Raw genomic sequence first — 25033 nt, forward strand, 5'->3', positions numbered from 1 at the left:
CTTGGCCAACCATGTCAGAGTGCTGATGTTTCGAAAGCATCGTCACCTCCATGCACGCGCTACATCGGCTCCGGCATGGTTATTCGAGGTGCCCTCAAACACATGTTCGCGTGTGAATGAAGGAGGCGAAGGAATGCAGGCAGAGACAAGCAAGACACTCATCAACCGTAAAAAGCTCCTGGCGATGATTCCACTGTCTGAGCGCACGATCTTTAACATGGAGCAGCGTGGAGAGTTCCCACGCCGCATTGCACTCACCAGCCGAAATGTCGCCTGGGATTTGGCCGAAATCGAGGAATGGATTGAAACGCGCAGGTCGTCCGGTACGCAGGCCATGCGACCTGGATTTGTCGACCGTCACCTGCGGCTCCACCCCTTCAACCGATAAAAGCGCTGCGTTGCTCCGGCGGCAATAGAACGAAAGTCACGCACTCGGCCGCTTCATTGTCCATTCGTCGATCATGTTCGCCCAGTCCTGAAGCATGGCGGTGCGTTGCTCTCTGTACTCAGCCTTGTTGTAGACGGCCCTGACGCCTTTCTGCTCATGCGCCAGGCACTTCTCAATCCAGTCGGTGTTGTAGCCCGCCTCGTGCAATAGCGTGCTGGCTGTGCGCCGTAGGTCATGTGGCCCAAACTTGGGAAGCGACTTTCCTTCCTTTTGCGCCAGCCGATATGTGAGCGTCAATACTTGGTTGAGCGTGGCGCTGCTCATAGGTAGGTCCGAGTCATACCGCGACGGCAACACGTAGTCCGACCCGCCGGCAAAGGTCTTGAGGGCAATGAAAATGTCCAGCGCCTGGCGGGACAGAAACACCAAGTGCGGATTGCGTCGCTTCATTCGCTCCTTCGGGATCGTCCAAAGCGCGTCGCTGAAATTGATCTCGCCCCAGGTCGCGTTGGTCAGCTCGCTTTTGCGCACCATCGTCAGCAGCAGCAATTTGGCTGCTGCCCGGATGGATGGCGTCGTACCGATGCGCTCCATGTACTGATACATCAGGCCGATCTCGTCGGGCGTCAGCGCACGGTCACGCGGCTCGAACTTGGCGATGGTCGTTGGGCGCACCAGTTCTGCTGGGTTGGCGACCTTCTGGCCGCGTTCGATGGCCCAGCGATAGACCTGCGACATCACCTCTCGTGCATGTACTGCGGTGGCCGGCGCGCCGCGCTCCACGATGGCATCGGTGAGCGCGCGCAAGTCCTCATGGGTGATCTCCACCAGCTTCTGATTGCCGAATTTCGGCTTTAACTCGCGCTCGTAGACCGAGCGGCGCATGTCACGTGTGGAGTCAGCCATCTGGTAGCCGCGCAGCCATTTCTCCGACCATGCTCCAAACGTCTCCGCATCCTTAACGCGTGCCTTGTCTCGCGCCTTCTCTTTGGCAGGCGACTTCCCGGCCGCGATCATCTTCTTGGCTTCGCCGAGCCGCTCTCGGGCTTCCGCAAGGGTGATTCCGCCAACACCGTAGCGGCCGAAAGTGATGGTCTCCTGCCGGCTATGGATCGAATAGTTATAGCGAAACGAGATCGCACCTGCAGGCGTGACGGCCACATAGAGGCCATCACGGTCGTTCTCCTTGTAGAGCCTATCCCTCGGCTTGAGGTTCCGCAGCTTGGTATCAGTAAGCATGTTCTTGGCCCTCGATCGGCTCAAATACCATGATCCAGATTCAGCCAAATTTTGCGCAAAAAGCAAATAAATTCAATCACTTACGACTATTTAGTACCATGATCACCATAAAGATTGCTACATGGTATTGCCAGCATCTCCTGGCATCTAAGCTCTCAATGCCATTCATCATGCCATGAAAAAATGGTGCTTGCAGATGCCAAAGATTGCCAGCAAGTGCCAAACAAAATCAAAAAAAGCCCGCATTTACGCGGGCTTAGCTGTGTTCCGGTGCTACTTGATGCCAGTCGTTGCCAGATGTCGAATCACTCCCACTCGATCGTCGCCGGCGGCTTGCCGGAGATGTCGTAGACCACGCGCGAGACGCCGCGCAGTTCGTTGATGATGCGGTTGCTCACCGTGCCGAGGAAGTCGTACGGCAGATGCGCCCAGTGCGCGGTCATGAAGTCGATGGTCTCCACTGCCCGCAGGGCGATCACCCATTCGTAGGCGCGTGCATCGCCGACCACGCCGACCGACTTCACCGGCAGGAACACCGCGAATGCCTGGCTGGTCTTGTCGTACAGATCGGCCTTGCGCAGTTCGTCGATGAAGATCGCATCGGCCTTGGCCAGCAGCTCGGCGTATTCGCGCTTCACCTCGCCCAGGATGCGCACACCCAGGCCCGGGCCGGGGAACGGATGGCGGTACACCATCGTGCGCGGCAGGCCGAGCTCGACGCCGAGGCGACGCACTTCGTCCTTGAACAGTTCGCGCAGTGGTTCGACCAGGCCCAGCTTCATGTGCTCCGGCAAGCCACCGACGTTGTGGTGGCTCTTGATCACATGCGCCTTGCCGGTCTTGCTGCCGGCCGACTCGATCACGTCCGGATAGATCGTGCCCTGCGCCAGCCATTTGGCATTGGCCAGCTTGCTGGATTCTTCGTCGAAGATCTCCACGAACAGGTTGCCGATGATCTTGCGCTTGGCTTCCGGATCACTCACGCCTTCGAGCCTGGCGAAATAGCGGTCGGCCGCATTGACGCGGATCACCTTGACACCCATGTGCTCGGCGAACATCGCCATCACCTGATCGCCTTCCTGCCAGCGCAGCAGGCCGGTATCGACGAACACGCAGGTCAGCTTGTCGCCGATCGCCTTGTGCAACAGCGCGGCGACCACCGACGAATCCACGCCGCCGGACAAGCCCAGGATCACTTCGTCATCGCCCACCTGCGCACGCACGCGCGCGATCTGGTCGTCGATGATGTTGGCTGCGGTCCACAAGGTCTGGCAGCCGCAGACATCGACCACGAAACGGCGCAGCAAGGTCTGGCCTTGCAGCGTATGCGTCACCTCCGGATGGAACTGCACGCCGTACCAACGCTTGTCTTCGTTGGACATCGCCGCCACCGGAATGCGGTCGGTCACGGCAGTAATCGTGAAGCCCGGCGGCACCTGCGACACGTGGTCGCCGTGGCTCATCCACACGTTCAGGCGCGACGCGCCAGCGTGATCGGTCAGGCCGGAGAACAACGCATCGGCGGCCACCACGTCCACTTCGGCATGACCGAATTCACGCTGGTCGGCCGCTTCGGTCGCCCCGCCCAGCTGCGCAGCCAGGGTCTGCATCCCGTAGCAGATGCCGAACACCGGCAAACCGCTATCGAACACTTCCTGCGGCGCGACCGGTGCACCCGGCAAGGTGGTCGATTCCGGCCCACCGGACAGGATGATGCCCTTGGCACCGAAGCCGGCAATCTCGGACGGATCATGATCCCAGGCCCAGATCTCGCAGTACACACCGATTTCGCGAATGCGCCGCGCGATCAACTGCGTGTACTGCGCGCCGAAATCGAGGATGAGGATCTTGTCGTTGTGGATGCTGGTCATTGAGAGCCGGGATTGGGGAGTTGGGATTGGAGATTCGCAAAAACGCAAGCCACAACCGCTGCCGGGTGGGGACGCAGTAGGCTCTTACGACTCCCGAATGCCGAATCCCCAATCCCGCGCGCTGGTTTAACCAGCGCGATAGTTCGGCGGCTCTTTGGTGATCTGCACGTCGTGGACGTGGCTCTCGCGCTGGCCGGCGCCGGTGATCTTGACGAACTTCGGCTTGGTGCGCATGTCTTCGATGGTGGCGCAGCCGACATAGCCCATGGTCGCGCGCAAGCCACCGATGAGCTGATGGATGATGCCACCGACCGGGCCGCGATACGGTACGCGCCCTTCGATGCCTTCGGGAACCAGCTTGTCGGCATCGGAGGCGTCCTGGAAATATCGGTCCTTGGACCCCTTCTCCATCGCACCCAGGCTGCCCATGCCGCGGTAGCTCTTGTAGCTACGGCCCTGGAACAGTTCGACTTCGCCGGGCGCTTCTTCGGTACCAGCCAGCAGGCCGCCGACCATCACCGTGGACGCGCCAGCCACCAGGGCCTTGCCGATGTCGCCCGAGTAGCGGATGCCGCCGTCGGCGATCAACGGAATGCGGTCCTGCAGCGCTTCGGCCACCATGTCCACCGCGGTGATCTGCGGCACGCCGACGCCTGCCACCACGCGGGTGGTGCAGATCGAGCCCGGGCCCACGCCGACCTTGACCGCATCGGCGCCGGCATCCATCAGTGCCAGCGCTGCATCGCCGGTCACGATGTTGCCGCCGATCACCTGCAGGTGCGGATAGGTCTTCTTGACCCAGGCCACACCGTCGATCACGCCCTGCGAGTGGCCGTGCGCGGTATCGACGATGACCACGTCCACGCCGGCCGCAGCCAGCAGTTCGATACGCTGTTCGGTATCGCCGCCCACACCCACGGCCGCACCGACCAGCAGCCGGGTAGCGGCATCCTTGGCAGCGTTGGGGTTGTCGGTCTTCTTCTGGATGTCCTTGACCGTGATCAGCCCGCGCAGCTCGAAGCCATCGTTGACCACCAGGATCTTCTCGATGCGGTTACGGTGCAGCAGCTCGAGCACTTCCTCGTCGCTGGCGCCTTCGCGCACGGTGATCAGGCGATCCTTCTTGGTCATGATGTGGCGGACCGGATCGTCGAGCTTCTTCTCGAAGCGCATGTCGCGGCTGGTCACGATACCGACCAGCTCGCTGCCATCCACCACCGGCACACCGGAGATGTTGCGCGCCCGCGTCAATGCGATCACTTCGCCGATGGTCGTGTCTGGACTCACCGTAAACGGCTCGGTGATCACGCCGGACTCGAACTTCTTGACCTTGGCAACTTCGGCCGCCTGCTGCGCCGGGGTCAGGTTCTTGTGGATGATGCCGATGCCGCCCAGCTGGGCCATGGCCACGGCCAGGCGGTGTTCGGTCACCGTGTCCATCGCTGCCGACAGGATCGGCAACTTCAGACGCAGATCGCGGGTCAGCCGGGTTTCCAGGCTGACATCCTTGGGCAGGACGATCGAATGGGCGGGGACGAGCGAGACGTCGTCGTAGGTAAGAGCTTCAGCCTGGATGCGTAGCATCGGCGGACCCGAGTGTGGGGAAGCGCGACATTTTAACGCATTGGGGCCGGGATTGGGGAGTTGAGATTCGGGATTGGCAAAGGCACCGCCCTGCACCGCCCGCCGTTCGTCAGGATGCCGATGGCCGGATGATCCCGGACGCAATCCGGATCGGCCGACGCATGCGCTTCGCCGTTGCCTTTAACCAATCCCCAATCCCGAATCCCCAATCCCGGCCGCATCAGCAGCCTCGATGGTGTTCTGCATCAGCGTGGCCACGGTCATCGGCCCCACCCCACCCGGCACTGGCGTGATCCAGGCGGCGCGCTGTAGGGCGGCATCGAAGCCGACATCGCCAACCAGGCGCCCGTCCTCGAGCCGGTTGATGCCGACATCGATCACCACCGCGCCAGGCTTGACCCATTCACCCGGAATCAGGCCCGGCCGGCCCACCGCCACCACCAGGATGTCGGCATTGCGTACGCTCGCCTCCAGCACATCGGCCGGAGTGAACTTGTGGCAGCTGGTCACCGTGCAACCGGCGATCAGCAGCTCCAGGCCCATTGGCCGACCCACGTGGTTGCTCACGCCGACGATGGTGGCATTGCGGCCGCGCACCGGCTGGTCGGTGTGGCCCAGCAGGGTCACGATGCCGCGCGGCGTACACGGGCGCAGACCGAATTCGCGCAGCGCCAGATGGCCCACGTTCTGCGGATGGAACCCGTCCACATCCTTGCGTGGGTCGATGCGCTGGATCAACCGATTGGCATCGGGAATGCCCGGCAGCGGCAGCTGGATCAGGATGCCGTGGATTTTGGGGTCGGCGTTGAGCTCGTCGATCAGCGCCGCCAGCTCGGCTTCGCTGGTGCCTTGTGGCATGTCGTAATCGAAGGCTGCGATACCGACCTTCTCCGCCGCGCGCCGCTTGTTGCGCACATACACCGACGATGCCGGATCGCCACCGACCAGCACCACCGCCAGCCCCGGCCGCGCCTTGCCGGCCGCCACGCGCGCATCCACCCGCAACTTCACTCCGTCGAGCAGCTCCTCGGCAATACGCCGTCCGTCGAGAAGGCGGGCCGGAGCGGAGGCAGCTGGCGCGGAAGCGGTCATGGGGCGTCAGGTGTAGAGTCCAAGGCCGTCTATTGTCCCCGATTCCGCCATGACCGACACCACTTCCATCACGGCGTCCAACCGCGATGCGACCACCACCGCCATCGAAGCGGCCGCATTCCGCCGGCTGCTGCAGCATCTCAATCAGGACCGCACCGATGTGCAGAACATCGATCTGATGATCCTCGCCGGCTTCTGCCGCAACTGCCTGGGCGACTGGTACCGCGAAGCGGCCCAAGCGCAAGGGCAGCCGATGAGCAAGGAACAGGCGCGCGAGGCGGTCTATGGCATGCCGTTCGCACAGTGGAAGCAGCAGCATCAGAAGGACGCGACCCCGGAGCAGCGCGAGGCCTTCGCTGCAGCTCAGCGCAAACACGGCTGATGGTTGGCTCTGTGCGCAGGCATCGCGCAATGGCCGGGATGCCTGCGATGACGGTCCTGATTCGTGGCGGTCGAGAAGACTCGAGCCTGCGCGCCGCTCAGTCCTGCACGCTCGGCTCTTCGCCAGCCGCGACCGCCGCTTCGCGGTTGAGCGAGCGGCTCTCCCGGCGCGGCGGCGTGAACGGCGTGGGCCTGGGCACCGTCGGCGTGATCTTGCCGTACATCAGTCCCGCCCCGGCACGCACGTTGCCGGCCGCGATCTCCAGGTCCAGGCGCTCGGCGTCGCGGCGACGGATCGCGCGCGCGATCAGGTCGGCCTCGTCCTCATCCACGCCCAGTTCGACCGGCGCGGCCCGACCGAAGAGCACCGCGGACTCGCAGGTCTCGCGAATCTGGTAATCCACGCCGGCGGCGATCAGCTGCAGCGAATGCTCGCGGTCGGACGAGCGCACCAGCAGGCGCGCATGCGGAAACTCGCGCATGGCCAGGGCAGACTCAACCTTGAAGTGCAACACCTCACAGAGTGTAGGGTGTTGGAATGGGAAGACAGTACAGTCATCTGAGTCCTGAGGAGCGTGCGGTGCTTCAGGTGGAACGTGATCGAGGGACAAGCTTGCGGGCGATCGGCCGCCGCCTTGGACGCAGTGCATCGACCCTGAGCCGGAAAATTGGACGCCAGCAGTCGTCGCGGTAGTCGGCGCATTCGGCGGCAGTCGGCTATCGGGCGCGCCATGTGCGCAGCGTCCGTCCGCGTCTGCTTGCACAGGGGACGGCCATGTTCGCCTTCGTGCATGATCGCCTGCGGGTCGTCGAACAGGCCCAGCCCGAAGCGGCCGATCGCAAGGCCCACCGCCAGGTAGCCGAGCGCCGAGCCCAGGCCCAGCCGTCGGAACAGCGGGATGGCAACCACCGCCGCGCCCAGCAGGCCCACCACGTTGATCAGGTCACTGGAGTGGGCAGTCTGGCTCATGCCCGGATCCTAACGACACCACTGCACCACCGCCCTGCATCTGCTTGCTTGATTGCGGTGGATCTGCGCATCGGGCGACCCTGCCCGATCAGGGCCCAAAACAACGAACGACGCCGGAAGGCGTCGTTCGCGAAACCACAATGACGGAGCGATCAGCCGCGCGCGTCGGCCTTGGCCAATGCTTCGCGGATGATTTCCTTGGCCGGGCCGCCATGCTTCTCGTGCTCAAGCGCGAAGTGCACGGTCGCCTCGATCAGGCCGATATGTGCGCCGCAATCGAAACGTCGGCCTTCGAAACGGAAGGCATCGACCTGCTCCTTCTTCAGCAGCTCGGCAATTGCGTCGGTCAGCTGGATTTCGCCACCCGCGCCTGCGCCAGTGGACTCCAGCAACTCGAAGATCTTCGGGCTGAGCACGTACCGGCCGACCACCGCCAGATTGCTTGGCGCCACTTCCGGCTTGGGCTTTTCGACGATGGCGTTGATGCGACCCTTGCGGCCGTCGAAGGCATCGGTGGAGACGATGCCATAGCTGGCCGTCTTGTCGTGGGGCACGTCTTCCACGGCGATGACGCTGCCACCGGATGCTTCGGCCACGTCGGCCATCTGGGTCAACGCGGCGTCGCCCCGGTTCCACATCAGGTCGTCGGGCAGCAGCACGGCGAACGGCTCGTCACCCACCACCGCCTTGGCACACAACACGGCGTGCCCCAGGCCCAGTGCTTCGGCCTGCGTCACGAAAATGGCGCGCACGCCTTCCGGCAACGCATGACGGACCAGTTCCAACTGCTCCAGCTTGCCGGCGCGCTCGAGCTTCTGCTCCAGCTCGTAAGCCTTGTCGAAGTAGTCGGCAATGGAGTGCTTGTAGCGGTTGGTGACGAAGATCAGTGTATCGCAGCCAGCCTGGATGGCCTCGTCGACAGCGTACTGGATCAATGGTTTGTCGATGATTGGCAGCATTTCCTTCGGCACCGTCTTGGTGGCCGGAAGAAAGCGGGTCCCAAGACCTGCGACAGGAAATACGGCCTTGCGAATGCGCTGACTCATTACAGTCTTCTGACCTCACGTGCGGGGAATGGAACGACCGTATCAGATCGCGCGTCGACTTTCCGTCGAGCAGCCGCGAAATCGGGCATCAGACTGCCCAGCACAGTCTCCATCGCCTTGATGTCATAACGATTAACCGCTTCGCGCAAGCGGGTCACCAACTGCAACACCTGCTCGTGCGAGAACTCGCGCACGCCGGCTTCCAGGATCTTGGGATGCGCGGTAGGCCGATAGTCCTCGTCGGAGTAGAACAGGGTCTCATGCAACTTCTCGTCCGGTCGCAGGCCGGTATAGAGGATGGCCACATCCTTGCCAGGCTGCTTGCCGGCCAGGCGAATCATCTGCTCGGCCAGCAGCCGGATCGGCACCGGTTCGCCCATGTCCAGCGTATAGATCGCGCCATGCGAAGCGGAGGCCGCGGCCTGGATCACCAGCTGGCACGCTTCGGGAATGGTCATGAAGTAACGCGTCACATCCGGGTGCGTCACCGTGACCGGGCCACCCTGGCGGATCTGTTCGCGGAACAGCGGCACCACGCTGCCGGCCGAGTCCAGCACGTTGCCGAAGCGTACCGTGATGAAGCGCGTCGGTGCGTCGCGTGCGTCAAGGCTCTGGCAGATCATCTCCGCATAGCGCTTGCTGGCGCCAAGCACATTGACCGGCTCAACCGCCTTGTCGGTGGAAATGAACACGAACGTTTCGATACGCGCCCGCTGGCAGGCACGCGCCACGTTCTCGGTGGCCAGTACGTTGTTGCGTACCGCCTCGCGCAACTGCTCTTCCAGCAGCGGCACCTGTTTGTAGGCAGCGGCATGGAAGACCGCGTCCGGGGTCGCCGTGTTGAGCGCATGCGCCACCACGGCCGGATCGCCGCAATCGCCGAGTATGCGCACCACCTCGATATCCGGAAACAACCGGCGCAGATCGGAGGCGATGGTGAGCAATGCCAGCTCGTCGATCTCCAGCAGCACGATCCGGCGCGCACCATGCCGGGCGCACTGGCGGCAGACTTCCGAGCCAATCGAACCACCGGCACCGGTCACCATCACGGTCTTGTTGGTCAGCCAGTCGCGGATCAGCCGCCAGTCGGGAGTGACTGGCTTGCGATTAAGCAGGTCCTCGATGGCGACCTCTTTCAGTTCGCCGGGCAGCGAGCGGCCTTCCAGCACATTGATCAGCTTGGGCACCATCCGGAACGGCAGGCCTGTGCTTTCGCAGATCGCCACCACGCGCTGCATGCCGGAAGCATCCAACGACGGTATGGCAATCACCAGCAGCTTGGCGGCGGTTTCCTTGGCGATCGATGCGGCCTGATCGAGGTTCCCAAGCACGTTGAGGCCCTGGATCTTTGCGCCATGCAGGTTATTGGCATCGTCCAGGAATCCGACCGGGACAAACGCACCGGTTCGACGCAGATCGCGAACCAGACCCTCGGCAGCGCGGCCGGCACCCAGGATCAACACCCGCTGGGCGGCATCCCCGGAGTGCGCGATCTGGTAGTCCTTCCAGGCGCGGTACAACAGCCGTGGCGTGCCAAGCAGCGCCGACAAGGCAAATGGATAGACCACCAGGACCGACAACGGCACCCCATCCAGGCGGTCATACGACAGGGCCAGCACAATCGCGACCAGGCCGAGGAAACTCGATTTGAAGATGTTCCACAGATCAGGCACGGAAGCGAACCGCCACAGTCCCCGGTACAGCCCCATCTTCCAGAACACCAGGCCCTGCGCCACCAGGACTACGGCGGTGCGCCAATCCCAGAGCGGCAGCTCAGGCGCGTCGCGCAACATCGAGTAACGGCCAGCGTGCAGCAGCTGCCAGCACACCCAGACCATTAATAGGTCATGCACCACAACGGCTGCCTGCGGCAGCGCCTTGGTCAAACGGTCACGCCAGGAAATCATAAAAATCCATCAAAAATCGCGCAGTCCGGCGCGCAGAAAGTACCAGTTGGCAGCAACGCCCAGGCCCCAGACAATTGCCCCGACGACCTGCGGCCAAGCCCCATCATGACGAGTTAACACATACAAGCAGACGGCAGTGACGCTGAAAGCGAAGTAAACACCAGTTACCGGAACATGGCTCCCGACCCGGCGCGCCAGACGTTGATACACGTGCAGGGAGTGCGGCTCCCACCAGCGTTGCCCGGCGAGCATGCGAGACAAGAGCGTGAAGCCGGCGTCTACAAGAAAGGCAGTCAGTGGTATCCAGCCGGTCCACCAGCTCACCCGCCCTTCCACTATGCTCAGCGCAAGCAAGGCCGCCAGCACGTAGCCAAGTGCTCCACTGCCCCCATCGCCAAGGAAGATGCGAGCGCGTGGGAAGTTGAAAGGAAGAAACCCCAGGCATGCCGCGGCCACTGCCAGCCCGGCGAACGACCACGCAGTGGGAAGCACCGCAGCGAACGCCAGTGCCGCCAACGCAGCCTGGCTGGCTGCCAACCCATTGATGCCGTCCATGAAGTTCCAGACATTGATCAGCACCACACAGGCCGCCACGCTGAGAATGCCGTTCAGGACATTGCCGGTGCAGTGGATGACCAGCCATCCAAGCGATGCCGATGCAGCCAGGTGGATCGCAAAGCGCAGCCTGGCCGACAACGGCCGATGATCGTCCCACCAACCCACCCCAGCGACCAGGACCAGACCGGCCGCAAACCAGCCGACCAGCTGGCGCGACGCCGGCCAGAGCATGCCGGCTACCACGCATCCCGAAAGGATTGCCGCAACGATGGCCATACCACCACCACGTGGAGTGGCAACCGAATGGCTTCGTCGCTCACCCGGGTGGTCGAGTAGACGGCGATGCAGCGCATAACGTCGTAGCAGCCACGTTCCGAGTGCCGCGATCGTCAGGTGCAATGCGCACCACAGCCAGATAGAGGGCATCACCGTGCACCGCGCTCCGAACCGCTGGCGCCATCTAGACCAGCAGTCGCAAAGGACAGGAGCGCAGAAGGCAATAGCATGCCGGCTTGCGCGGCGATGCCGGTACTGCCTGGAGCACGCCATTCAATGTTGGAATGCACAAGCGGTGCCGCGCACCGAACCATTCGGACTGCAGCTGACTGGCACCGCTGCAGACCGTGGCGATGGCCCACCCCGATGTCGACAAGATGGACCTGTCCCGAAAGCTGCGACACGTCCTAGACCACCGCGTAGTTCAACAGCGGCTTGACCGTGCCCCATTCCTTGCAGCTCGGGCATTGCCAATGATGCGTCTTGGCACCGAAGCCGCAGCGGGTGCAGCGGTAACTCGGGTTGCGCACCAGCAACTGGTCGGTGATGTGCTTGAGATCCTGCAAGGTGCCGACCGGGTCACTGCCCTCGGCCAACGTCAGGTCGATCAGTGCCGACTCGCCGCGCACCGATGGACGATCCTTGAGCTGGCGGCCGAGATAGGCCAAGGCAGGCGCCACTCCGTCCTGCGCCTCCATCAACTGGGTCAGCGCCAGCACCGGCGCGATGCCGCGATAGTGCTCGGTCATCTCGGACAGGAAATTGCGCGCGCCGGCGATGTCGCCGACCCGGCGATATGCGGCCATCAGCGCAGGAATGATCTCCGGCAGATAGTCCGGGTCGTGTCGCGCCGCGCGCTCGAATGCCCGCACCGCCGCTTCATCGTGACCGCGCTCGGACTCGATCCGCCCCTCAAGAATGCCGGCCCGCACGGAGGTGGCGTCGGCCTGATAGGCGCGCGCGATCGCCTGCAGGGCCTCATCGGCCTTGCCCAGTCCGCGGTAACGGTCTGCCAGTTCGCACTCAAACTGGGAAATCAGCTTGCCCATGGGCTCGCCGGTGACTTCCTCATAACGGGTGGCGTTATCGATGGCTTTTTCCCAATCGCGTTCGGCCTGGTAGATACCGATCAGATGGCGCAGCGCCTGCGGTGCGCGTTGATCGAGCTGCGCCAGTTCAGTGAACACCGTTTCAGCCCGGTCCAGCAGACCCGACTTCATGTAATCCTCGCCAAGTGCAAGCAAGGCCTGCACGCGTTGCTGGTCGGTCAGGTCACCGCGCTGCACCAGTCCCTGATGCAGCCGGATGGCGCGATCGACCTCGCCGCGGCGGCGGAACAGATGACCCAGCGCAACCTGCGTCTCGAAGGTTTCCTTGTCCAGCTCGGCGATGTGCAGGAACAGCTCGATCGCCTTGTCGGGCTGCTCGTTGAGCAGATAGTTCAAGCCGCGGAAATACGTGCTCGACAGACGACTGACCTGGGTATCGCCATGGCGCTGGCCACCGCGTCGACCGACGATCCAGCCACTCAGCGCCGCCAGCGGCAGGAACAGGAAAAACCAGAACCACTCGGTCAGGAAGTCCATACGTACTCAGAGTCCATCGAGGGGGCGCGGCTCGACGGCGGCAGGCGCAACACGCCTGGCGTCGGCACGACTGACCACGACAGCCTTGTTGGCCTGGCGCAGCTTGGAATAAAGGGGGATGACCACGCTGACCAGCACCATGCCGGCACCGATCAACACACCGACCAGCAGCGCGACGATGATCGCGACCCCGGAGGTCGTATGCACACTGGAAAGCAGGAAATCGAGAGTGACGTCCTGGGAATTGACCGCACCGATGATCAGGCCGACCAACAGGAATGCCAACATCACCAGCAAGCGAAACACCTTCATCGCGCGACTCCGTCGGGAAGGCGCCTAGCTTAACCGAGCCGACATAAACGCAGCGGTAGAGCTGCCGTCAGTCTGCCGCATCGGCCAGATCGACCGGCACCACGGAGCTGACTCGCTCGCGCAATTCCTTGCCTGGCTTGAAGTGCGGAACATGCTTGCCCGGCAACGCGACCGAGTCGCCGGTCTTGGGATTACGCCCCAGACGTGGCGGGCGGTAATGCAGCGAGAAGCTGCCGAACCCGCGGATTTCGATCCGATCACCATCGGACAGCGCCTGCCCCATCATCTCCAGCAGCGACTTGACTGCCAGATCCACATCGTCCGACTTCAGATGCGCTTGGCGTCGCGCCAGGATTTCAATCAATTCGGACTTGGTCATGGGAAGACTTGCTTTTTTCGACTGACACATCGGAATCGGCCCGGGCAAGCCCGGGCCGATCCATCACGCTCTTGCGAGCGCTACGCGCTTACTCGGACTTGTTGTTGTTCAACTGCGCACGCAGCAGCGCGCCCAGCTGAGTCATGCCGCCCGACGCAGCGGAGGACTGGTATTCCTCCAGCGTTTCGCGCATTTCGGCATCGTCCTTGGCCTTGATCGACAGCTGCAGGGTGCGGCCCTTGCGGTCCATGCCCACGAACTTGGCTTCGATCTTGTCGCCGACCTTCAGGTGCTGGGTCGCATCGTCCACGCGCTCGTTGGCGATGTCGCGTGCAGCGACGTAGCCTTCGATGCCATCGGCCAGGTCGATCGTGGCGCCCTTGGCATCCACTTCACGCACCACGCCTTCGACCTTCGAGCCCTTCGGGTTGGACGCCATGTACTGACCGAACGGGTCCTGCTCCAGCTGCTTGACGCCCAGGCTGATGCGCTCGCGTTCCGGGTCCACTGCCAGCACAACGGCTTCCAGCGTATCGCCCTTCTTGTAGTTGCGCACGACATCTTCGCCGGTGGTGTTCCAGCTGATGTCGGACAGGTGCACCAGACCATCGATGCCGCCGTCCAGACCGATGAAGATGCCGAAGTCGGTGATCGACTTGATCTGACCGGACACCTTGTCGTTCTTCTTGTGGGTGGCAGCGAAGGTTTCCCACGGATTGGCGGCAACCTGCTTCATGCCCAGCGAGATGCGGCGACGCTCCTCGTCGACATCCAGCACCATCACTTCGACTTCGTCACCCACCTGCACAACCTTGGACGGGTTGACGTTCTTGTTGGTCCAATCCATCTCGGAGACGTGCACCAGACCTTCGACGCCCGGCTCGATCTCGACGAATGCGCCGTAATCGGTGACGTTGGAGACCTTGCCGAACACGCGGCTGTTGGCCGGGTAACGACGGGCGATGTTGTCCCACGGATCTTCGCCCAGCTGCTTCAGGCCGAGGCTGACGCGGTTACGCTCGCGATCGAACTTCAGCACGCGCACGTCCAGCTCGTCGCCGACGTTGACCACTTCGGACGGATGGCGCACGCGCTTCCAGGCCATGTCGGTGATGTGCAGCAGGCCGTCGATACCGCCCAGGTCCACGAATGCGCCGTAATCGGTCAGGTTCTTGACGACACCCTTCAGGATCGCGCCTTCCTGCAGCTTGTCCATCAGCTGCTCGCGCTCTTCCGAGTGCTCGCTCTCGACCACGGCACGACGCGACACCACGACGTTGTTGCGCTTGCGATCGAGCTTGATCAGCTTGAACTCAAGCTCCTTGCCTTCCAGGTAGGCCGGGTCGCGCACCGGGCGCACATCCACCAGCGAACCAGGCAGGAACGCGCGGACATCCTTGATGTCCACGGTGAAACCACCCTTGACCTTGCCGCTGATGCGGCCGGTGATGGTTTCGTTCTTTTCCAACGCTTCTTCCAGCTCGTCCCACACCATCGCGCGCTTGGCCTTCTCACGCGACAACACGGTCTCGCCGAAGCCGTTTTCGATGGAGTCCAGCGCAACCTTGACCTGGTCGCCCACGCCTACATCGATCTCGCCAGCGTCGTTACGGAACTGCTCGATCGGCACGATGCCTTCGGACTTCAGGCCAGCGTTGATCACCACCACGTCGCCGCGCACTTCCACGACGGTGCCGGTGACGATGGAGCCCGGCTTCAGCTTCGCCAGATTGGCTTGGCTGGCTTCGAACAGTTCTGCAAAAGATTCTGTCATTTGAATTTACTCAGTTGAACACACGGGCGCCGATCGTCGGGGTGCGACAGATGCGAACCGCCCAGCCTGTTGGTCGACTCCGGACAGCGAGTCGGTTGGAAGTCATAGAACCGCCACGCAGGATGCGCGACGGAGCTTTGGAACGCCTTACGGTCGGCGGGACAAACCCGCTTGCGAAACGCTTACGACGGCGCGCGGTCTGCGAGCAACCCGACCACACGCTGGACAACATCTTCGATTCCCATTCCGCTGGTATCGATCAGCACGGCGTCTTCGGCCGGCCGCAATGGCGCCACCACCCGCTGCGCATCACGGGCATCACGCGCCATGATCTCGCGCAGCAGGTCGTCGAAGATAACTGAAACACCCTTTTCCATCAACTGTTTATGGCGACGGCCCGCACGTTCTTCGGCACTGGCGGTCAGAAACACTTTGTAGGCAGCATCGGGGAAGATCACCGTGCCCATGTCGCGCCCGTCGGCGACCAGTCCGGGGGCGCACCTGAATGCGCGTTGGCGCTCTTTCAGGGCGCTGCGCACCTCGGGAATGGCGGCAATGGCCGAGGCCAGCGCGCCGGTAGTTTCCAGGCGCAGCTCACTGGTCGCATCTGCGCCATTGACCAGCACGCGCAGCCCTGCCTCGCCCGCATCGTCGAATTCCACCTTGGTGTCGAAGGTGCAACGCACCAGCGCGGCCGGGTCGGAGACATCCAGGTCCGCCCAGCTCGCCGCCACACCCACCGCACGGTACAGTGCGCCAGAATCGAGGTAATGCCAGCCCAGGCGGGCCGCCACGATCCGGCTGACCGTGCCCTTGCCGGCACCGGACGGGCCATCGATGGTGAGAACGGGTGACAGGTCGGTCATTCAGGTTTCCGGAAGGGCATCAGGCGGTAGTGTAACGCCGCTCGCTGCCATTGCGCTGCAACCACTTGAAAGCACGACGAAAAGCCGGTTAGAATTGCCGGCTTAATTGCGAGTGCACCCTCGAACCGTGGGCACTCTTTCCATCGAACCCAACCGTTTACACCGAGGTGTGCCATGAAAGTCCTGTCCTCCCTGAAGTCTGCGAAGACCCGTCACCGCGACTGCAAGGTGGTCCGCCGCCGCGGCAAGGTCTTCGTGATCTGCAAGTCGAACCCGCGTTTCAAGGCGCGTCAGCGCTAAGCCTTTGCGCCGCGTGCAAGACCCGAGAAAGCCGCCCTCCGGGCGGTTTTTTCTTGGTCAGCGTGCGGCTGCCGGCCAGCCGGCCGGACCGTCGGCGCCCAGGCCGCCCGCCGCAGCGCCGGACTGCACCACCAGGCGCTGCGCGACCGGCATCACCGCCTGTCGCGGTTTTTTGCTGTAATCACCATCCGAAATCTTGTCCACTGGGGAGTAGATGACATGCGCAACCGTTTGTTTGTGATGCCGCCGATCATGCTGACGATCGCACTGATGGGGATCAGTGCCGTCGCGTCGGCCGACACGCTGCTGATCGATCGTGCACAGCAGAAACCCGCCGCCGCCCTGCCCTTGCGTGGCGACAGCATGAGCCAGGTGGAAAGCCGTTACGGCACGCCGCAGGAAAAGCTCGACCCGCGTGGCGGCCAGAAGCGCCAGTGGCCGACCATCCATCGCTGGGTGTACCCAGCGTTCACCGTGTACTTCGAAAAGACCAAGGTGATCGACGTGGTGGCCAACCAGGCCGATGCCAACGAAATCGGGCCGAAGCCGCCGATCAGGTAATCGCAGCCACACTCGGCCACCAGTCCAGGCAGGCATCTGCATGCCGCACCGCTGGTCCGACCGTTCCGCATGCCGGCCTGCTGCGTCCGTCAGCAGCTGGATATGTGTCGCCACGAATCTGCACCAAGGCCTGACGCGTGACTGTGCGTCAGGCTCGCAAGAGCCTGCACCCGGGTGCAGGGTATCGATGAACGTCCGGGCGGTTGCCCGGACACCAAGATGAGTATTGCCAGGCATGACCGACCGTCTTCGCTTCCCCGCCGAATGGGAACCCCAATCTGCCGTGTTGATCGCGTGGCCGCACGCCGGCACCGACTGGGCCGAGCGCCTGGCCGATGTGGAAGAGACCTATATCGCGTTGGTGACGGCGATCGCCCGCTTCGAGCCGGTGATCATCTGCGTGGCCGACGACGATCTGCAGATCTATGCCGAAGCGCGGCTGCGCTCGGCGCGGCTGGACATGACGCGCGTGCGTTTCGTGGTGGCCGCCTATAACGACACCTGGCTGCGCGATTCGGGTCCGATCACGCTGCGCCAGGATGCCGGATTCCGGCTGATGGATTTCCGTTTCACCGGCTGGGGCGGCAAGTTCGAAGCCAGCCTGGACGACCAGTTGGTGAGTTCGCTGGATGCGGCGCAGGTATTCGTACCCGCCTCGGTGCACACGGTGGATTTCGCGCTGGAAGGCGGTGCGATCGAAACCGATGGCGCCGGCACCTTGCTGACCACCTGGAAGTGCCTGCACGAGCGCCACCCGCAGCGCACCCGCGAATCGCTGAGCAGCGATCTTGCTGCATGGCTGTCGCAGGATCGCGTGCTATGGCTGGACCATGGCTATCTGGAAGGCGACGACACCGATGCGCACATCGACACGCTGGCGCGCTTTGCCGGCCCGGATGCGATCGTCTACCAGGGCTGCGATGTCCCCGGCGATTCGCATTACGCCCAATTGCAGGCGATGGGCAATGAACTGGCCGCGCTGCGCACCGCCGATGGCCAGCCGTACCGCCTGTTCGTGCTGCCGTGGGCACAGCCGATTCTCGACCAGGGCCGCCGTCTGGCCGCGTCCTACGCCAACTTCCTGATCGTCAACGGTGCGGTGCTGATGCCGGCCTATGGCGATCCGGCCGATGCCGCCGCGCAGGCAGTGCTGGCCGAGGCCTTCCCGCAGCATGAGATCGTGCCGGTACCCTGCCGTGCGCTGATCTGGCAGAACGGCAGCCTGCACTGCCTGACCATGCAGTTGCCGGCCGGCCTGCTGGCCGCCTAGCCCTTGCATTCGTCGCGGCGATCCATGCGATGCGTCGTTCCTGTTCCGGCCGGCAGGCCAGCGTTCCGCCATGACGCGCTACCGTAGCGCGTCACCCAGTTGGATGTAGCCATGACCCGTCATCTCCTTTCCGTCGCGCTGATCCAGGAGCGCAACCACGGCGACGCCGAGGCCAACCTGGCCGTCATCGAATCGCGCGTGGCCGAAGCCGCCGCGCAGGGCGCCAAGCTGGTGCTGTTGCAGGAACTGCACAACGGTGCGTATTTCTGCCAGCACGAGTCGGTGGAGGAATTCGACCTGGCCGAGCCGATTCCCGGCCCGAGCACCGAGCGCCTGAGCGCGCTGGCCAGGCAACACGGCGTGGTGCTGGTCGCCTCGCTGTTCGAGCGTCGCGCTGCCGGCCTGTATCACAACACGGCGGTGGTGTTCGAAACCGACGGGCGCCTGCTCGGCAAGTACCGCAAGATGCACATCCCCGACGACCCGGGCTTCTACGAGAAGTTCTACTTCACTCCGGGCGATCTGGGCTTTACGCCGGTCGACACCTCGGTGGGCCGCCTGGGCGTGCTGGTGTGCTGGGATCAGTGGTACCCCGAAGCGGCGCGCCTGATGGCGCTGGCCGGTGCGGAGCTGCTGCTCTACCCCACCGCAATCGGCTGGGACCCGGATGACCAGCAGCCCGAGCAGGAGCGTCAGCGCGATGCGTGGATCCTGAGCCATCGCGGGCATGCGGTCGCCAATGGCGTGCCGGTACTGTCGTGCAACCGCGTCGGCCACGAGCCCTCGCCGCTGGGCGCATCCGGCATCCAGTTCTGGGGCAACAGCCACGTGCTGGGACCGCAGGGCGAGTTCATCGCGGAAGCGGGCCAGGACCCGACCGTGCTGATCTGCGATGTCGACCTGCAGCGCAGCGAACACGTGCGCCGCATCTGGCCGTTCCTGCGCGATCGGCGTATCGATGCGTATGGCGACCTGCTCAAGCGCTATATCGACTGACCGCATGCCCGTCGAGTTGTGTGCAGTCCGCGCGGCGGACATCCCGGCAATCACTGCGATCTATGCGGAGCAGATCGCCGGGGGCAATACCTACGAATACAGCGCGCCATCCAGCGAGCAGATGCGCTCACGCGTGGACGCCGTGGTGGATGCTGGCTACCCCTATCTGGTCGCAGAACGCGATGGTGCGGTGGTCGGCTACGCGTATGCAGGAAGTTACCGCGCGCGTGCAGGCTACCACTGGACCGTGGAGAACTCGATCTACGTGGCCGAAGGCCGGCAGGGCCACGGCAACCCCCCCCCCCTCCTTCTGATGACTACCCACATGACTGAGCAGCTTCCCCGCGTTCTGGACGATGCGCTGTCCAGCCAGCCGCATCGCATTATCGAGCGCGATGGTGTGCGCTACACCCTGCTGGGTACTGCGCACGTGTCGCTGGCCAGCGTGGCCGCGGTGCAACGGGCGATCGGCAGTGGCCGTTACGACGCAGTGGCCGTGGAACTGGATACGCAGCGGCTGCAGGCGCTCAGCGATCCGGATGCGCTGGCTCGCCTGGACCTGGTGCAGGTGATCCGCAAGGGGCGCGTGGCGCTGTTTGCGGCCAATCTTGCGCTGGCGGCGTATCAGCGCCGGCTGGCCAAACAATTGGGCATCGAGCCAGGCGCCGAATTGAAGGAGGCGGTCAATCTGGCACGCGCGCAAGGGTTGCCGGTCTACCTGATCGACCGCGAAGTCGGGCTGACCTTCAAGCGCGCCTCCGGGCGGCTGGGCTTCTTCGGCAAGATGAAGCTGGCCGGCGGTCTGCTCGGTGGTCTGTTCGCCGCCGACGAAGTGGGCGAGGAAGAAATCGAAAAGCTCAAGCAGGGCGACATGCTGGAGGCGAGCTTCGGCGATTTCGCCAGCGAAAGCCCCGAGCTGTACGAGACCGTGATCGCCGAGCGCGATCGCTACATGGCCACGCGCCTGCGCGAGGAGGCCGACGGCGGCCAGCGCGAGGTGCTTGCGGTCGTGGGCGCCGGCCATCTGGCCGGGCTTGCGCGGCACTTGGAGCAGGACACCGATGCGCCCGGCCCGTTGCGCGAATCGCTGGAATACGTGCAGCAGCGCAAGCGCGTGCCCTGGATCACGCTGGGCATTCTGGCAGTGATCATTACCGGCATCGGCATCGGCTTCTGGCGCGGCGGCCTGAGCATGGGAGCCGACCTGCTGCTGCAATGGGCGATGTATACCGGCGGCATGGCGGCACTGGGCTGCCTGCTGGCCGGCAGCCACCCGCTGAGCATCCTGACCGCGGCGGCGGTGGCACCGTTCAAACCGTTCCGGCTGAGCGTGCCGACCGGGGCATTTGCCGCGCTGGTCGAGGTCCATATGCGCAAACCGGCCTATGGCGATTTCCTGTCGCTGCGCGACGACGCGCAGACGCTACGCGGCTGGTACCGCAATCGCGTGTCGCGCGTGGTGCTGACCTTTTTGCTGACCAATTTCGGCAGCATGGCCGGGGTGTGGCTGGCCGGCGTGCAGATCTTCAATCGCCTGCATGGGTGAGCGTGGCGGCGCTGCAATCTGTTGCTGTTCGTAGGAGCGCCCCCGGGCGCGAGCTGCAGGCGCACCCAGACGCCGTAGTGGTCCGAGGCCCAGCGGCCTTCGGCATACGGGGTTTCGAACAGGATGCGTGCTTCGCGTGCAAGCAGCCGGTTCTGCTGGAAGAACACATGATCGATGCGTGCCGGCGTGTGGAAGACATGCAGGTTCAAGGTACTTACCTCGGCGGCGCTGTTTCGGTGCACGCTGCCGTAGCTGTCGCCATAACCCTTGCGTAGCGCCTCCAGATCCAGCGCATCGGCGGCGGTATTGAAATCGCCAGCAATCACCACCGGTGCCTGTGCACTGGTGGAACCAATGAACTCCAGCAGATCGGCCACCTGGCGCGTTCGCGTCGCGGTGCCGCGTGCATCGGCGCGTTCGTTGAGATGGGTGACGTAGACATTGACCGGCTGGCCATCGACATCCACCTGCAGATGCGCGGCGACGCGGTAGTCGTCCAGCGGTTGCAGCAGGCGCTGGTGGCTGGTCAGTACCTTGCGTCGGCTCAGCAGCGCATTGCCGTAGCGCTTGGGTGCACCAATGGAATCGACCGAGGCGAAGATGAGGTCGTAGCCCAGCTTGCGCGCTAGCCAAGTGGCCTGGTTTTCCACGCTGCCGCGCCGCTCGATGACCTCCTGCAACGCGATGACGTCCGGCGCCAGCTGCCTGAGTTCCTTGACGATATGCGCGCGACGGCCCGGCCAGTCCTCGCGGTCGTGGTGCAGGTTGAGTGTGACCAGGGTCATCTCGCGCGCCGGCGTGGTGGAAGGGGTCCCCGGCTCTGAGCTCGTAACCACAGCGGCCGCGCCGCGCTGCTTCGCGAGGCCCGTCTTGAGCTGCGAGTCTGCCGGCCCTGCCTGGGCAGCCGCAGCGCACGCCATCAACAGAGCCACCGCGGCCAGCATCACGCCATGGTGGCGCCACTGCCCTGCCCGTCCAGGACAAGGCACTAGCGTCATTGCGCAGCCTCTTCGGCCCGCCGCACCGCGCTGGGGACATCGATCTGCACCGTGGCCGGCAGTTGCTGGATACGCAACTCGCCGTTGTGCCAGTCCACCGTTTCGCCATTGACGCTGGCCTTGCCGGGTTCGCCCTGGTAAGGCCAGGGGAACACCACGCCACCAGGCGGCATCAGCAGGCCAGACTGCAGCTGCAGCACCAGCTGTTTTTCGCTGCGCTGCAAGGTGTAGTTGAGGCGTCCGTAAGGCGTGCGCAGTTCGGCGATGCCGATACCCTTGCCTTCGAACCAGCGCGTCGGGGTCCCGGCGGCGATCACCACGCTCTGATCCGATTCGCGGGTGTAGGCGAACATGTCCAGCACCGAGCGCACGAAGTCCGACGCCACCCAGGCATGCGGCAGGTCGCCGACGAAGAACGGTTTACGCGGCGTGCGCGAGACCACTTCGGCCCATTGGTTCCACGGCTGCGGTGCACGGTCCTTGAAGAAGAACGCGGTGGCGTCCCAGGCACGCTCGCGCCAGCCCAGGCGCACGAACGCGGCGACGTTGCGCCACTCGTAGGGGGTGTAGTCCTTCCATTCGCGCTTGCTGTCGCGACGATCGGAAAATTCCTTCCAGTAGCGCTCGAAGGTGTTGCTCAACAAGTCCTGCGGCAGCCGCTGCTGTTCGCCACCCGGGGTCAGCGCGATGGTGGTGGAGGTGGCATCGAAATCGCCAAGCTCGGCCGAGCCAGGCAGGAAATCCAGGCTGTGCTGGCGTACTGCCGCACCCAGCGAGGCGATCAGGTCGCCGCTGAACTCATCGCGTGCCGCGCCGAAGCGGGCAACATCGTCCGGCTTGTCGAGCGCGCCGGCCAGCATCGCCGCATCCTTGTAGCCGCGCAGCGCCCAGAAGTTGTCCCAGTACGAATGCACCGGCTTGGCCGAATAGCCTTCGTGGCTGATCGACACCGGCATCATTCCGTAGAAGGCCGGGTTACGCATGAAGTTGTCTTCGGTGCGTTCGCTGGCACGCAGTTTTTCCATGTAGTCGACCGCGCCGGTGACGTGCGGCCACATCTTCTCCAGGAACGCCCTGTCGCCGGTGTAACGGTAGTACTCGGCAATGTTGTAGATCAGCTCGCCGTGGCTGTCGTTCTCGGGCACCGGGTCGCTGCCGCGGTCGTCCACGCAGCACGGCACCATGCCATCGGCGAATTGGTACGGCGCGAACCAGTCGACATAGTCGCGCACCACATCTTCGCGGCCGAGCCGCAACAGCCCTTCGGAGATCATGGCGCCGTCGCGGATCCAGCTGCGCGAGTACGAGCGCGTGCCCGGCTGCAGCCGCGGGCCAATGCGCGAGATCAGCATATGCGCCAGTGCCGTGCGCAAGGTATCGACCACCGGCTTGCCTTCGGCCGGCACGCTGATGCGCACCCGATCGAGCTTGCTGCGCCACTGCTGGGCGACCTGCTGCTGCGCCGTGTCGGCATCGAAGCCGGCAGGCAACTGCGCGGTGCCGGTCTGCGGGATCACCAGCGCCACCTCGCGCCGTTGGCCCGGCTCCAGCTTCCAGCGATACAGCAGCACACCCGACGCAAGGCCGGTTTCGTCCTTGACCTGGGTCGTGGCGGGTGGCGTGGCGGCGGTGAGATGGCTGACATCCATGCCGCTGTCGAAGGCGCTGGCAAAGCCGGCATCCGGACGTTGTGCGGCGAATACCCGCGGCTTGCCGTTGACGCTGACCTGCGCGCCCTCCACCGCCAGTTGTTCGATCCGGCTGACGCCGCCCAGGGTATTGAGGAACTGCGACGGCGGATTGACCTGGAACGGACGCACCGCCAGGGCCAGGGTGAACTCGCGCGCGTCCTTGCCGGTGTTATGTAGTTGATAACGTGCGACCAGTTGCGCCTGCTCCGGAGTGCCCTGCACGAACGCGGTGACGCGCAGGTTCATCAGGTCGTGGTGCCAGTCGACGCTGGGAATCGGCAGGTAGTCGTCCTGCAGGCTTTGCTCGCTGCTGACGTCGGACCAGTGCAGCACCTTGCCACCGGTGACCACGAACGGTTCGATACTGAAACCGCCCTTGCCCACTTCCACCGCACCGTCTTCGCCGATCAGGCCCTGCTCGGTGCCGCCATCCAGACCCAGGATGGTCCAGTACGGCTGCTCGCCGGAGAAGCCGCGCGGATAACTGCCACGCGGTAGCTGCGCGGCCAGCGACTTGATGAAGTCATTGGGCGTTGCGGCAAATGCCAGCGGCTGCAATTGCACTTCCTTGATGCCGTAGCGCCAGTTGGGGCCGTCCTTGAGATCGAAACGCAGATAGCGCGCTTCGGTATCGGGGAGCGCCAGCCAATCGGTGCCGCCGGCGCCGGCAGTGACAGTGCGCAGATCGCGCCAGCTGCGGCCATCGGCCGAAGAGCGCACCACATAGTGCGAGGCCTGCAGGCCCGGCACCCACTGCACGATGGCACCGCCGAATTCGCGCACCTTGCCCAGATCCAGCGTGACCGTCTGTTGCTTGACCGCGCCGCTGAGCCAGAACGTGTCCGGCTTGCCGTCGGCCAGGCGCTGTTCCAGTGCCGGCGCGGTGTCGGTGATGGCCTCGGCCTTGAGCGGCGAGGTGTCTTCCGGCGGCAACGGCGTCAGCGTCAGGCGGTCGAAGCACACCGTGCCCTTGCCGCCGACCTTGTTGTAGATGGTGAATTCCACATCTGCGCTGCTGCGCAGCTGCTTGTCCTGGCCCGGACCCCAGGCTTTTTCGATGTTGCGCTTGCGGTAGCTGAAGGTGGTCCAGTTCTTCGGAAATGCAAAGCCGGGGCGGTTGACCCACCACACGTTATCGCCACTGGCATCGATCAGCTTGACCTGCAGATCGTTGGACGGCGAGTCGCCGCGCAGCGCGAAGCCAAGCCGGTAATTGTCCGGGTACTCGATGGGCAGGTTACGGCGGATGCCGACATAGCCGGACACGCCGTTGAAGTTGTAATCCAGGCACAGCGCATGGCCGCCGGAGGTGGTGGCCACCGGGCGCAGCGAACCGCTGACCTGATTGGACACCACCAGGCGCCAGGCGCCGATGTCGTTGAAGCCATCGAGCACGCGCTCCTGCGCCTGTGCCGCGCCCGCGGCGGCAATGGCGGTCATGG

Annotated in this window: 23 protein-coding genes and 2 pseudogenes; 9 read left to right on the top strand and 16 right to left on the bottom strand. The window is 64.0% G+C overall.

Features of this window, described 5'->3' with window-relative positions; all coding sequences use genetic code 11:
- The first annotated feature begins 133 nt into the window (after positions 1-133).
- Positions 134-388 carry a helix-turn-helix transcriptional regulator gene (locus XCSCFBP4642_RS0112320; RefSeq protein ID WP_029220047.1) on the top strand — a complete coding sequence of 85 codons (255 nt, stop codon included), beginning with the start codon at positions 134-136 and terminating at the stop codon, positions 386-388.
- 36 nt (positions 389-424) lie between these two features.
- Here the strand turns inward: XCSCFBP4642_RS0112320 and XCSCFBP4642_RS0112325 are convergent, their stop codons facing one another.
- From XCSCFBP4642_RS0112325 to folD, 4 genes are all read right to left on the bottom strand, one after another.
- Positions 425-1627 carry a tyrosine-type recombinase/integrase gene (locus XCSCFBP4642_RS0112325; RefSeq protein ID WP_029220048.1) on the bottom strand — a complete coding sequence of 401 codons (1203 nt, stop codon included), beginning with the start codon at positions 1625-1627 and terminating at the stop codon, positions 425-427.
- 305 nt (positions 1628-1932) lie between these two features.
- Entirely contained in the window at positions 1933-3498 is a 1566-nt protein-coding gene (gene guaA, locus XCSCFBP4642_RS0112330) for a glutamine-hydrolyzing GMP synthase (RefSeq protein WP_029220049.1), read from the bottom strand.
- Between the two features lie 126 nt (positions 3499-3624).
- Entirely contained in the window at positions 3625-5082 is a 1458-nt protein-coding gene (gene guaB / locus XCSCFBP4642_RS0112335) for an IMP dehydrogenase (RefSeq protein ID WP_029220050.1), read from the bottom strand.
- A 180-nt stretch (positions 5083-5262) separates the two neighbouring features.
- Positions 5263-6174 (bottom strand): bifunctional methylenetetrahydrofolate dehydrogenase/methenyltetrahydrofolate cyclohydrolase FolD, encoded by a 912-nt coding sequence (folD, locus tag XCSCFBP4642_RS0112340; RefSeq protein ID WP_029220051.1) that lies wholly within the window; start codon positions 6172-6174, stop codon positions 5263-5265.
- A 49-nt stretch (positions 6175-6223) separates the two neighbouring features.
- Between folD and XCSCFBP4642_RS0112345 the strand changes: the two genes are divergently transcribed.
- Complete coding sequence (locus XCSCFBP4642_RS0112345; RefSeq protein WP_029220052.1) at positions 6224-6556, top strand: DUF1244 domain-containing protein; 333 nt, start codon at positions 6224-6226, stop codon at positions 6554-6556.
- A gap of 97 nt (positions 6557-6653) precedes the next feature.
- Here XCSCFBP4642_RS0112345 and XCSCFBP4642_RS0112350 read toward each other — a convergent pair.
- Positions 6654-7043 (bottom strand): annotated as a pseudogene (locus XCSCFBP4642_RS0112350) (monovalent cation:proton antiporter-2 (CPA2) family protein); the annotation flags it as partial.
- 50 nt (positions 7044-7093) lie between these two features.
- Between XCSCFBP4642_RS0112350 and XCSCFBP4642_RS30780 the strand changes: the two are divergent.
- Together XCSCFBP4642_RS30780 and XCSCFBP4642_RS30785 are read left to right on the top strand one after the other, a co-directional pair.
- A complete protein-coding gene (locus tag XCSCFBP4642_RS30780; protein WP_084624501.1) occupies positions 7094-7249 on the top strand; it encodes a helix-turn-helix domain-containing protein in 156 nt (51 codons plus the stop codon).
- Positions 7250-7330: 81 nt separating this feature from the next.
- Positions 7331-7669, top strand: a complete 339-nt coding sequence (locus tag XCSCFBP4642_RS30785; RefSeq protein WP_029220054.1) for a hypothetical protein — start codon at positions 7331-7333, stop codon at positions 7667-7669.
- Positions 7670-7677: 8 nt separating this feature from the next.
- Here XCSCFBP4642_RS30785 and galU read toward each other — a convergent pair whose 3' ends face one another.
- The 8 genes from galU to cmk form a co-directional block, all read right to left on the bottom strand.
- Entirely contained in the window at positions 7678-8571 is an 894-nt protein-coding gene (gene galU / locus XCSCFBP4642_RS0112360) for a UTP--glucose-1-phosphate uridylyltransferase GalU (RefSeq protein WP_029220055.1), read from the bottom strand.
- Positions 8571-10478 carry a polysaccharide biosynthesis protein gene (locus XCSCFBP4642_RS0112365; protein ID WP_029220056.1) on the bottom strand — a complete coding sequence of 636 codons (1908 nt, stop codon included), beginning with the start codon at positions 10476-10478 and terminating at the stop codon, positions 8571-8573. The genes galU and XCSCFBP4642_RS0112365 overlap by 1 nt, the downstream gene beginning before the upstream one ends.
- Positions 10479-10487: 9 nt before the next feature.
- Positions 10488-11462, bottom strand: a complete 975-nt coding sequence (locus XCSCFBP4642_RS0112370) for an MraY family glycosyltransferase (protein ID WP_033898317.1) — start codon at positions 11460-11462, stop codon at positions 10488-10490.
- A 257-nt stretch (positions 11463-11719) separates the two neighbouring features.
- The gene (gene lapB / locus XCSCFBP4642_RS0112375) at positions 11720-12898 is read right to left on the bottom strand and encodes a lipopolysaccharide assembly protein LapB (protein ID WP_029220058.1); all 1179 of its coding nucleotides are present in this window, start codon (positions 12896-12898) and stop codon (positions 11720-11722) included.
- A gap of 6 nt (positions 12899-12904) precedes the next feature.
- On the bottom strand, positions 12905-13210 hold the full coding sequence (locus XCSCFBP4642_RS0112380) for a LapA family protein (RefSeq protein ID WP_029220059.1): 306 nt from the start codon (positions 13208-13210) through the stop codon (positions 12905-12907).
- A gap of 67 nt (positions 13211-13277) precedes the next feature.
- A complete protein-coding gene (locus XCSCFBP4642_RS0112385) occupies positions 13278-13589 on the bottom strand; it encodes an integration host factor subunit beta (protein ID WP_029220060.1) in 312 nt (103 codons plus the stop codon).
- 88 nt (positions 13590-13677) lie between these two features.
- On the bottom strand, positions 13678-15363 hold the full coding sequence (rpsA, locus tag XCSCFBP4642_RS0112390; RefSeq protein WP_029220061.1) for a 30S ribosomal protein S1: 1686 nt from the start codon (positions 15361-15363) through the stop codon (positions 13678-13680).
- Between the two features lie 182 nt (positions 15364-15545).
- Positions 15546-16229 carry a (d)CMP kinase gene (gene cmk / locus XCSCFBP4642_RS0112395; RefSeq protein WP_029220062.1) on the bottom strand — a complete coding sequence of 228 codons (684 nt, stop codon included), beginning with the start codon at positions 16227-16229 and terminating at the stop codon, positions 15546-15548.
- Between the two features lie 174 nt (positions 16230-16403).
- Here cmk and ykgO point away from each other — a divergent pair, with 174 nt between their 5' ends.
- On the top strand, positions 16404-16529 hold the full coding sequence (gene ykgO, locus XCSCFBP4642_RS0112400) for a type B 50S ribosomal protein L36 (RefSeq protein ID WP_005913193.1): 126 nt from the start codon (positions 16404-16406) through the stop codon (positions 16527-16529).
- Positions 16530-16586: 57 nt separating this feature from the next.
- Here ykgO and XCSCFBP4642_RS29215 read toward each other — a convergent pair whose 3' ends face one another.
- The gene (locus tag XCSCFBP4642_RS29215; protein ID WP_160170376.1) at positions 16587-16733 is read right to left on the bottom strand and encodes a hypothetical protein; all 147 of its coding nucleotides are present in this window, start codon (positions 16731-16733) and stop codon (positions 16587-16589) included.
- Between the two features lie 15 nt (positions 16734-16748).
- On the opposite strand from XCSCFBP4642_RS29215, the gene XCSCFBP4642_RS0112410 reads away from it, so the two are divergent.
- The 4 genes from XCSCFBP4642_RS0112410 (at position 16749) to XCSCFBP4642_RS0112425 (ending at position 20902) form a co-directional block, all read left to right on the top strand.
- Positions 16749-17090, top strand: coding sequence for a hypothetical protein (locus XCSCFBP4642_RS0112410; protein ID WP_029220063.1), 342 nt, complete (start codon positions 16749-16751; stop codon positions 17088-17090).
- A gap of 235 nt (positions 17091-17325) precedes the next feature.
- Positions 17326-18360 carry an agmatine deiminase family protein gene (locus XCSCFBP4642_RS0112415; protein WP_029220064.1) on the top strand — a complete coding sequence of 345 codons (1035 nt, stop codon included), beginning with the start codon at positions 17326-17328 and terminating at the stop codon, positions 18358-18360.
- 111 nt (positions 18361-18471) lie between these two features.
- A complete protein-coding gene (locus tag XCSCFBP4642_RS0112420) occupies positions 18472-19356 on the top strand; it encodes a carbon-nitrogen hydrolase (RefSeq protein WP_029220065.1) in 885 nt (294 codons plus the stop codon).
- A gap of 4 nt (positions 19357-19360) precedes the next feature.
- Complete coding sequence (locus XCSCFBP4642_RS0112425) at positions 19361-20902, top strand: TraB family protein (RefSeq protein ID WP_160170377.1); 1542 nt, start codon at positions 19361-19363, stop codon at positions 20900-20902.
- A gap of 44 nt (positions 20903-20946) precedes the next feature.
- On the opposite strand, the pseudogene XCSCFBP4642_RS27060 reads toward XCSCFBP4642_RS0112425, so the two are convergent.
- Positions 20947-21846: pseudogene (locus tag XCSCFBP4642_RS27060) on the bottom strand (endonuclease/exonuclease/phosphatase family protein); the annotation flags it as partial.
- A gap of 50 nt (positions 21847-21896) precedes the next feature.
- A complete protein-coding gene (locus XCSCFBP4642_RS0112440) occupies positions 21897-25031 on the bottom strand; it encodes a discoidin domain-containing protein (RefSeq protein WP_029220069.1) in 3135 nt (1044 codons plus the stop codon).
- Positions 25032-25033: the final 2 nt, after the last annotated feature.

The organism is Xanthomonas cassavae CFBP 4642 (assembly GCF_000454545.1).
Classification (GTDB): domain Bacteria; phylum Pseudomonadota; class Gammaproteobacteria; order Xanthomonadales; family Xanthomonadaceae; genus Xanthomonas; species Xanthomonas cassavae.

Bases quoted from the DNA above. Each gene is read 5' to 3' on its own strand.
- XCSCFBP4642_RS0112345 (WP_029220052.1), top strand. From the start codon at position 6,224: ATGACCGACACCACTTCCATCACGGCGTCCAACCGCGATGCGACCACC.
- lapB (WP_029220058.1), bottom strand. From the start codon at position 12,898: ATGGACTTCCTGACCGAGTGGTTCTGGTTTTTCCTGTTCCTGCCGCTG.
- XCSCFBP4642_RS30785 (WP_029220054.1), top strand. From the start codon at position 7,331: ATGTTCGCCTTCGTGCATGATCGCCTGCGGGTCGTCGAACAGGCCCAG.
- guaB (WP_029220050.1), bottom strand. From the start codon at position 5,082: ATGCTACGCATCCAGGCTGAAGCTCTTACCTACGACGACGTCTCGCTC.
- XCSCFBP4642_RS0112325 (WP_029220048.1), bottom strand. From the start codon at position 1,627: ATGCTTACTGATACCAAGCTGCGGAACCTCAAGCCGAGGGATAGGCTC.
- XCSCFBP4642_RS0112415 (WP_029220064.1), top strand. From the start codon at position 17,326: ATGACCGACCGTCTTCGCTTCCCCGCCGAATGGGAACCCCAATCTGCC.
- ykgO (WP_005913193.1), top strand. From the start codon at position 16,404: ATGAAAGTCCTGTCCTCCCTGAAGTCTGCGAAGACCCGTCACCGCGAC.
- guaA (WP_029220049.1), bottom strand. From the start codon at position 3,498: ATGACCAGCATCCACAACGACAAGATCCTCATCCTCGATTTCGGCGCG.
- XCSCFBP4642_RS0112380 (WP_029220059.1), bottom strand. From the start codon at position 13,210: ATGAAGGTGTTTCGCTTGCTGGTGATGTTGGCATTCCTGTTGGTCGGC.
- XCSCFBP4642_RS0112410 (WP_029220063.1), top strand. From the start codon at position 16,749: ATGCGCAACCGTTTGTTTGTGATGCCGCCGATCATGCTGACGATCGCA.
- XCSCFBP4642_RS0112370 (WP_033898317.1), bottom strand. From the start codon at position 11,462: ATGCCCTCTATCTGGCTGTGGTGCGCATTGCACCTGACGATCGCGGCA.
- XCSCFBP4642_RS0112420 (WP_029220065.1), top strand. From the start codon at position 18,472: ATGACCCGTCATCTCCTTTCCGTCGCGCTGATCCAGGAGCGCAACCAC.
- cmk (WP_029220062.1), bottom strand. From the start codon at position 16,229: ATGACCGACCTGTCACCCGTTCTCACCATCGATGGCCCGTCCGGTGCC.
- XCSCFBP4642_RS0112385 (WP_029220060.1), bottom strand. From the start codon at position 13,589: ATGACCAAGTCCGAATTGATTGAAATCCTGGCGCGACGCCAAGCGCAT.
- XCSCFBP4642_RS0112320 (WP_029220047.1), top strand. From the start codon at position 134: ATGCAGGCAGAGACAAGCAAGACACTCATCAACCGTAAAAAGCTCCTG.
- XCSCFBP4642_RS30780 (WP_084624501.1), top strand. From the start codon at position 7,094: ATGGGAAGACAGTACAGTCATCTGAGTCCTGAGGAGCGTGCGGTGCTT.
- XCSCFBP4642_RS0112425 (WP_160170377.1), top strand. From the start codon at position 19,361: ATGCCCGTCGAGTTGTGTGCAGTCCGCGCGGCGGACATCCCGGCAATC.
- XCSCFBP4642_RS0112365 (WP_029220056.1), bottom strand. From the start codon at position 10,478: ATGATTTCCTGGCGTGACCGTTTGACCAAGGCGCTGCCGCAGGCAGCC.
- rpsA (WP_029220061.1), bottom strand. From the start codon at position 15,363: ATGACAGAATCTTTTGCAGAACTGTTCGAAGCCAGCCAAGCCAATCTG.
- XCSCFBP4642_RS0112440 (WP_029220069.1), bottom strand. From the start codon at position 25,031: ATGACCGCCATTGCCGCCGCGGGCGCGGCACAGGCGCAGGAGCGCGTG.
- folD (WP_029220051.1), bottom strand. From the start codon at position 6,174: ATGACCGCTTCCGCGCCAGCTGCCTCCGCTCCGGCCCGCCTTCTCGAC.
- galU (WP_029220055.1), bottom strand. From the start codon at position 8,571: ATGAGTCAGCGCATTCGCAAGGCCGTATTTCCTGTCGCAGGTCTTGGG.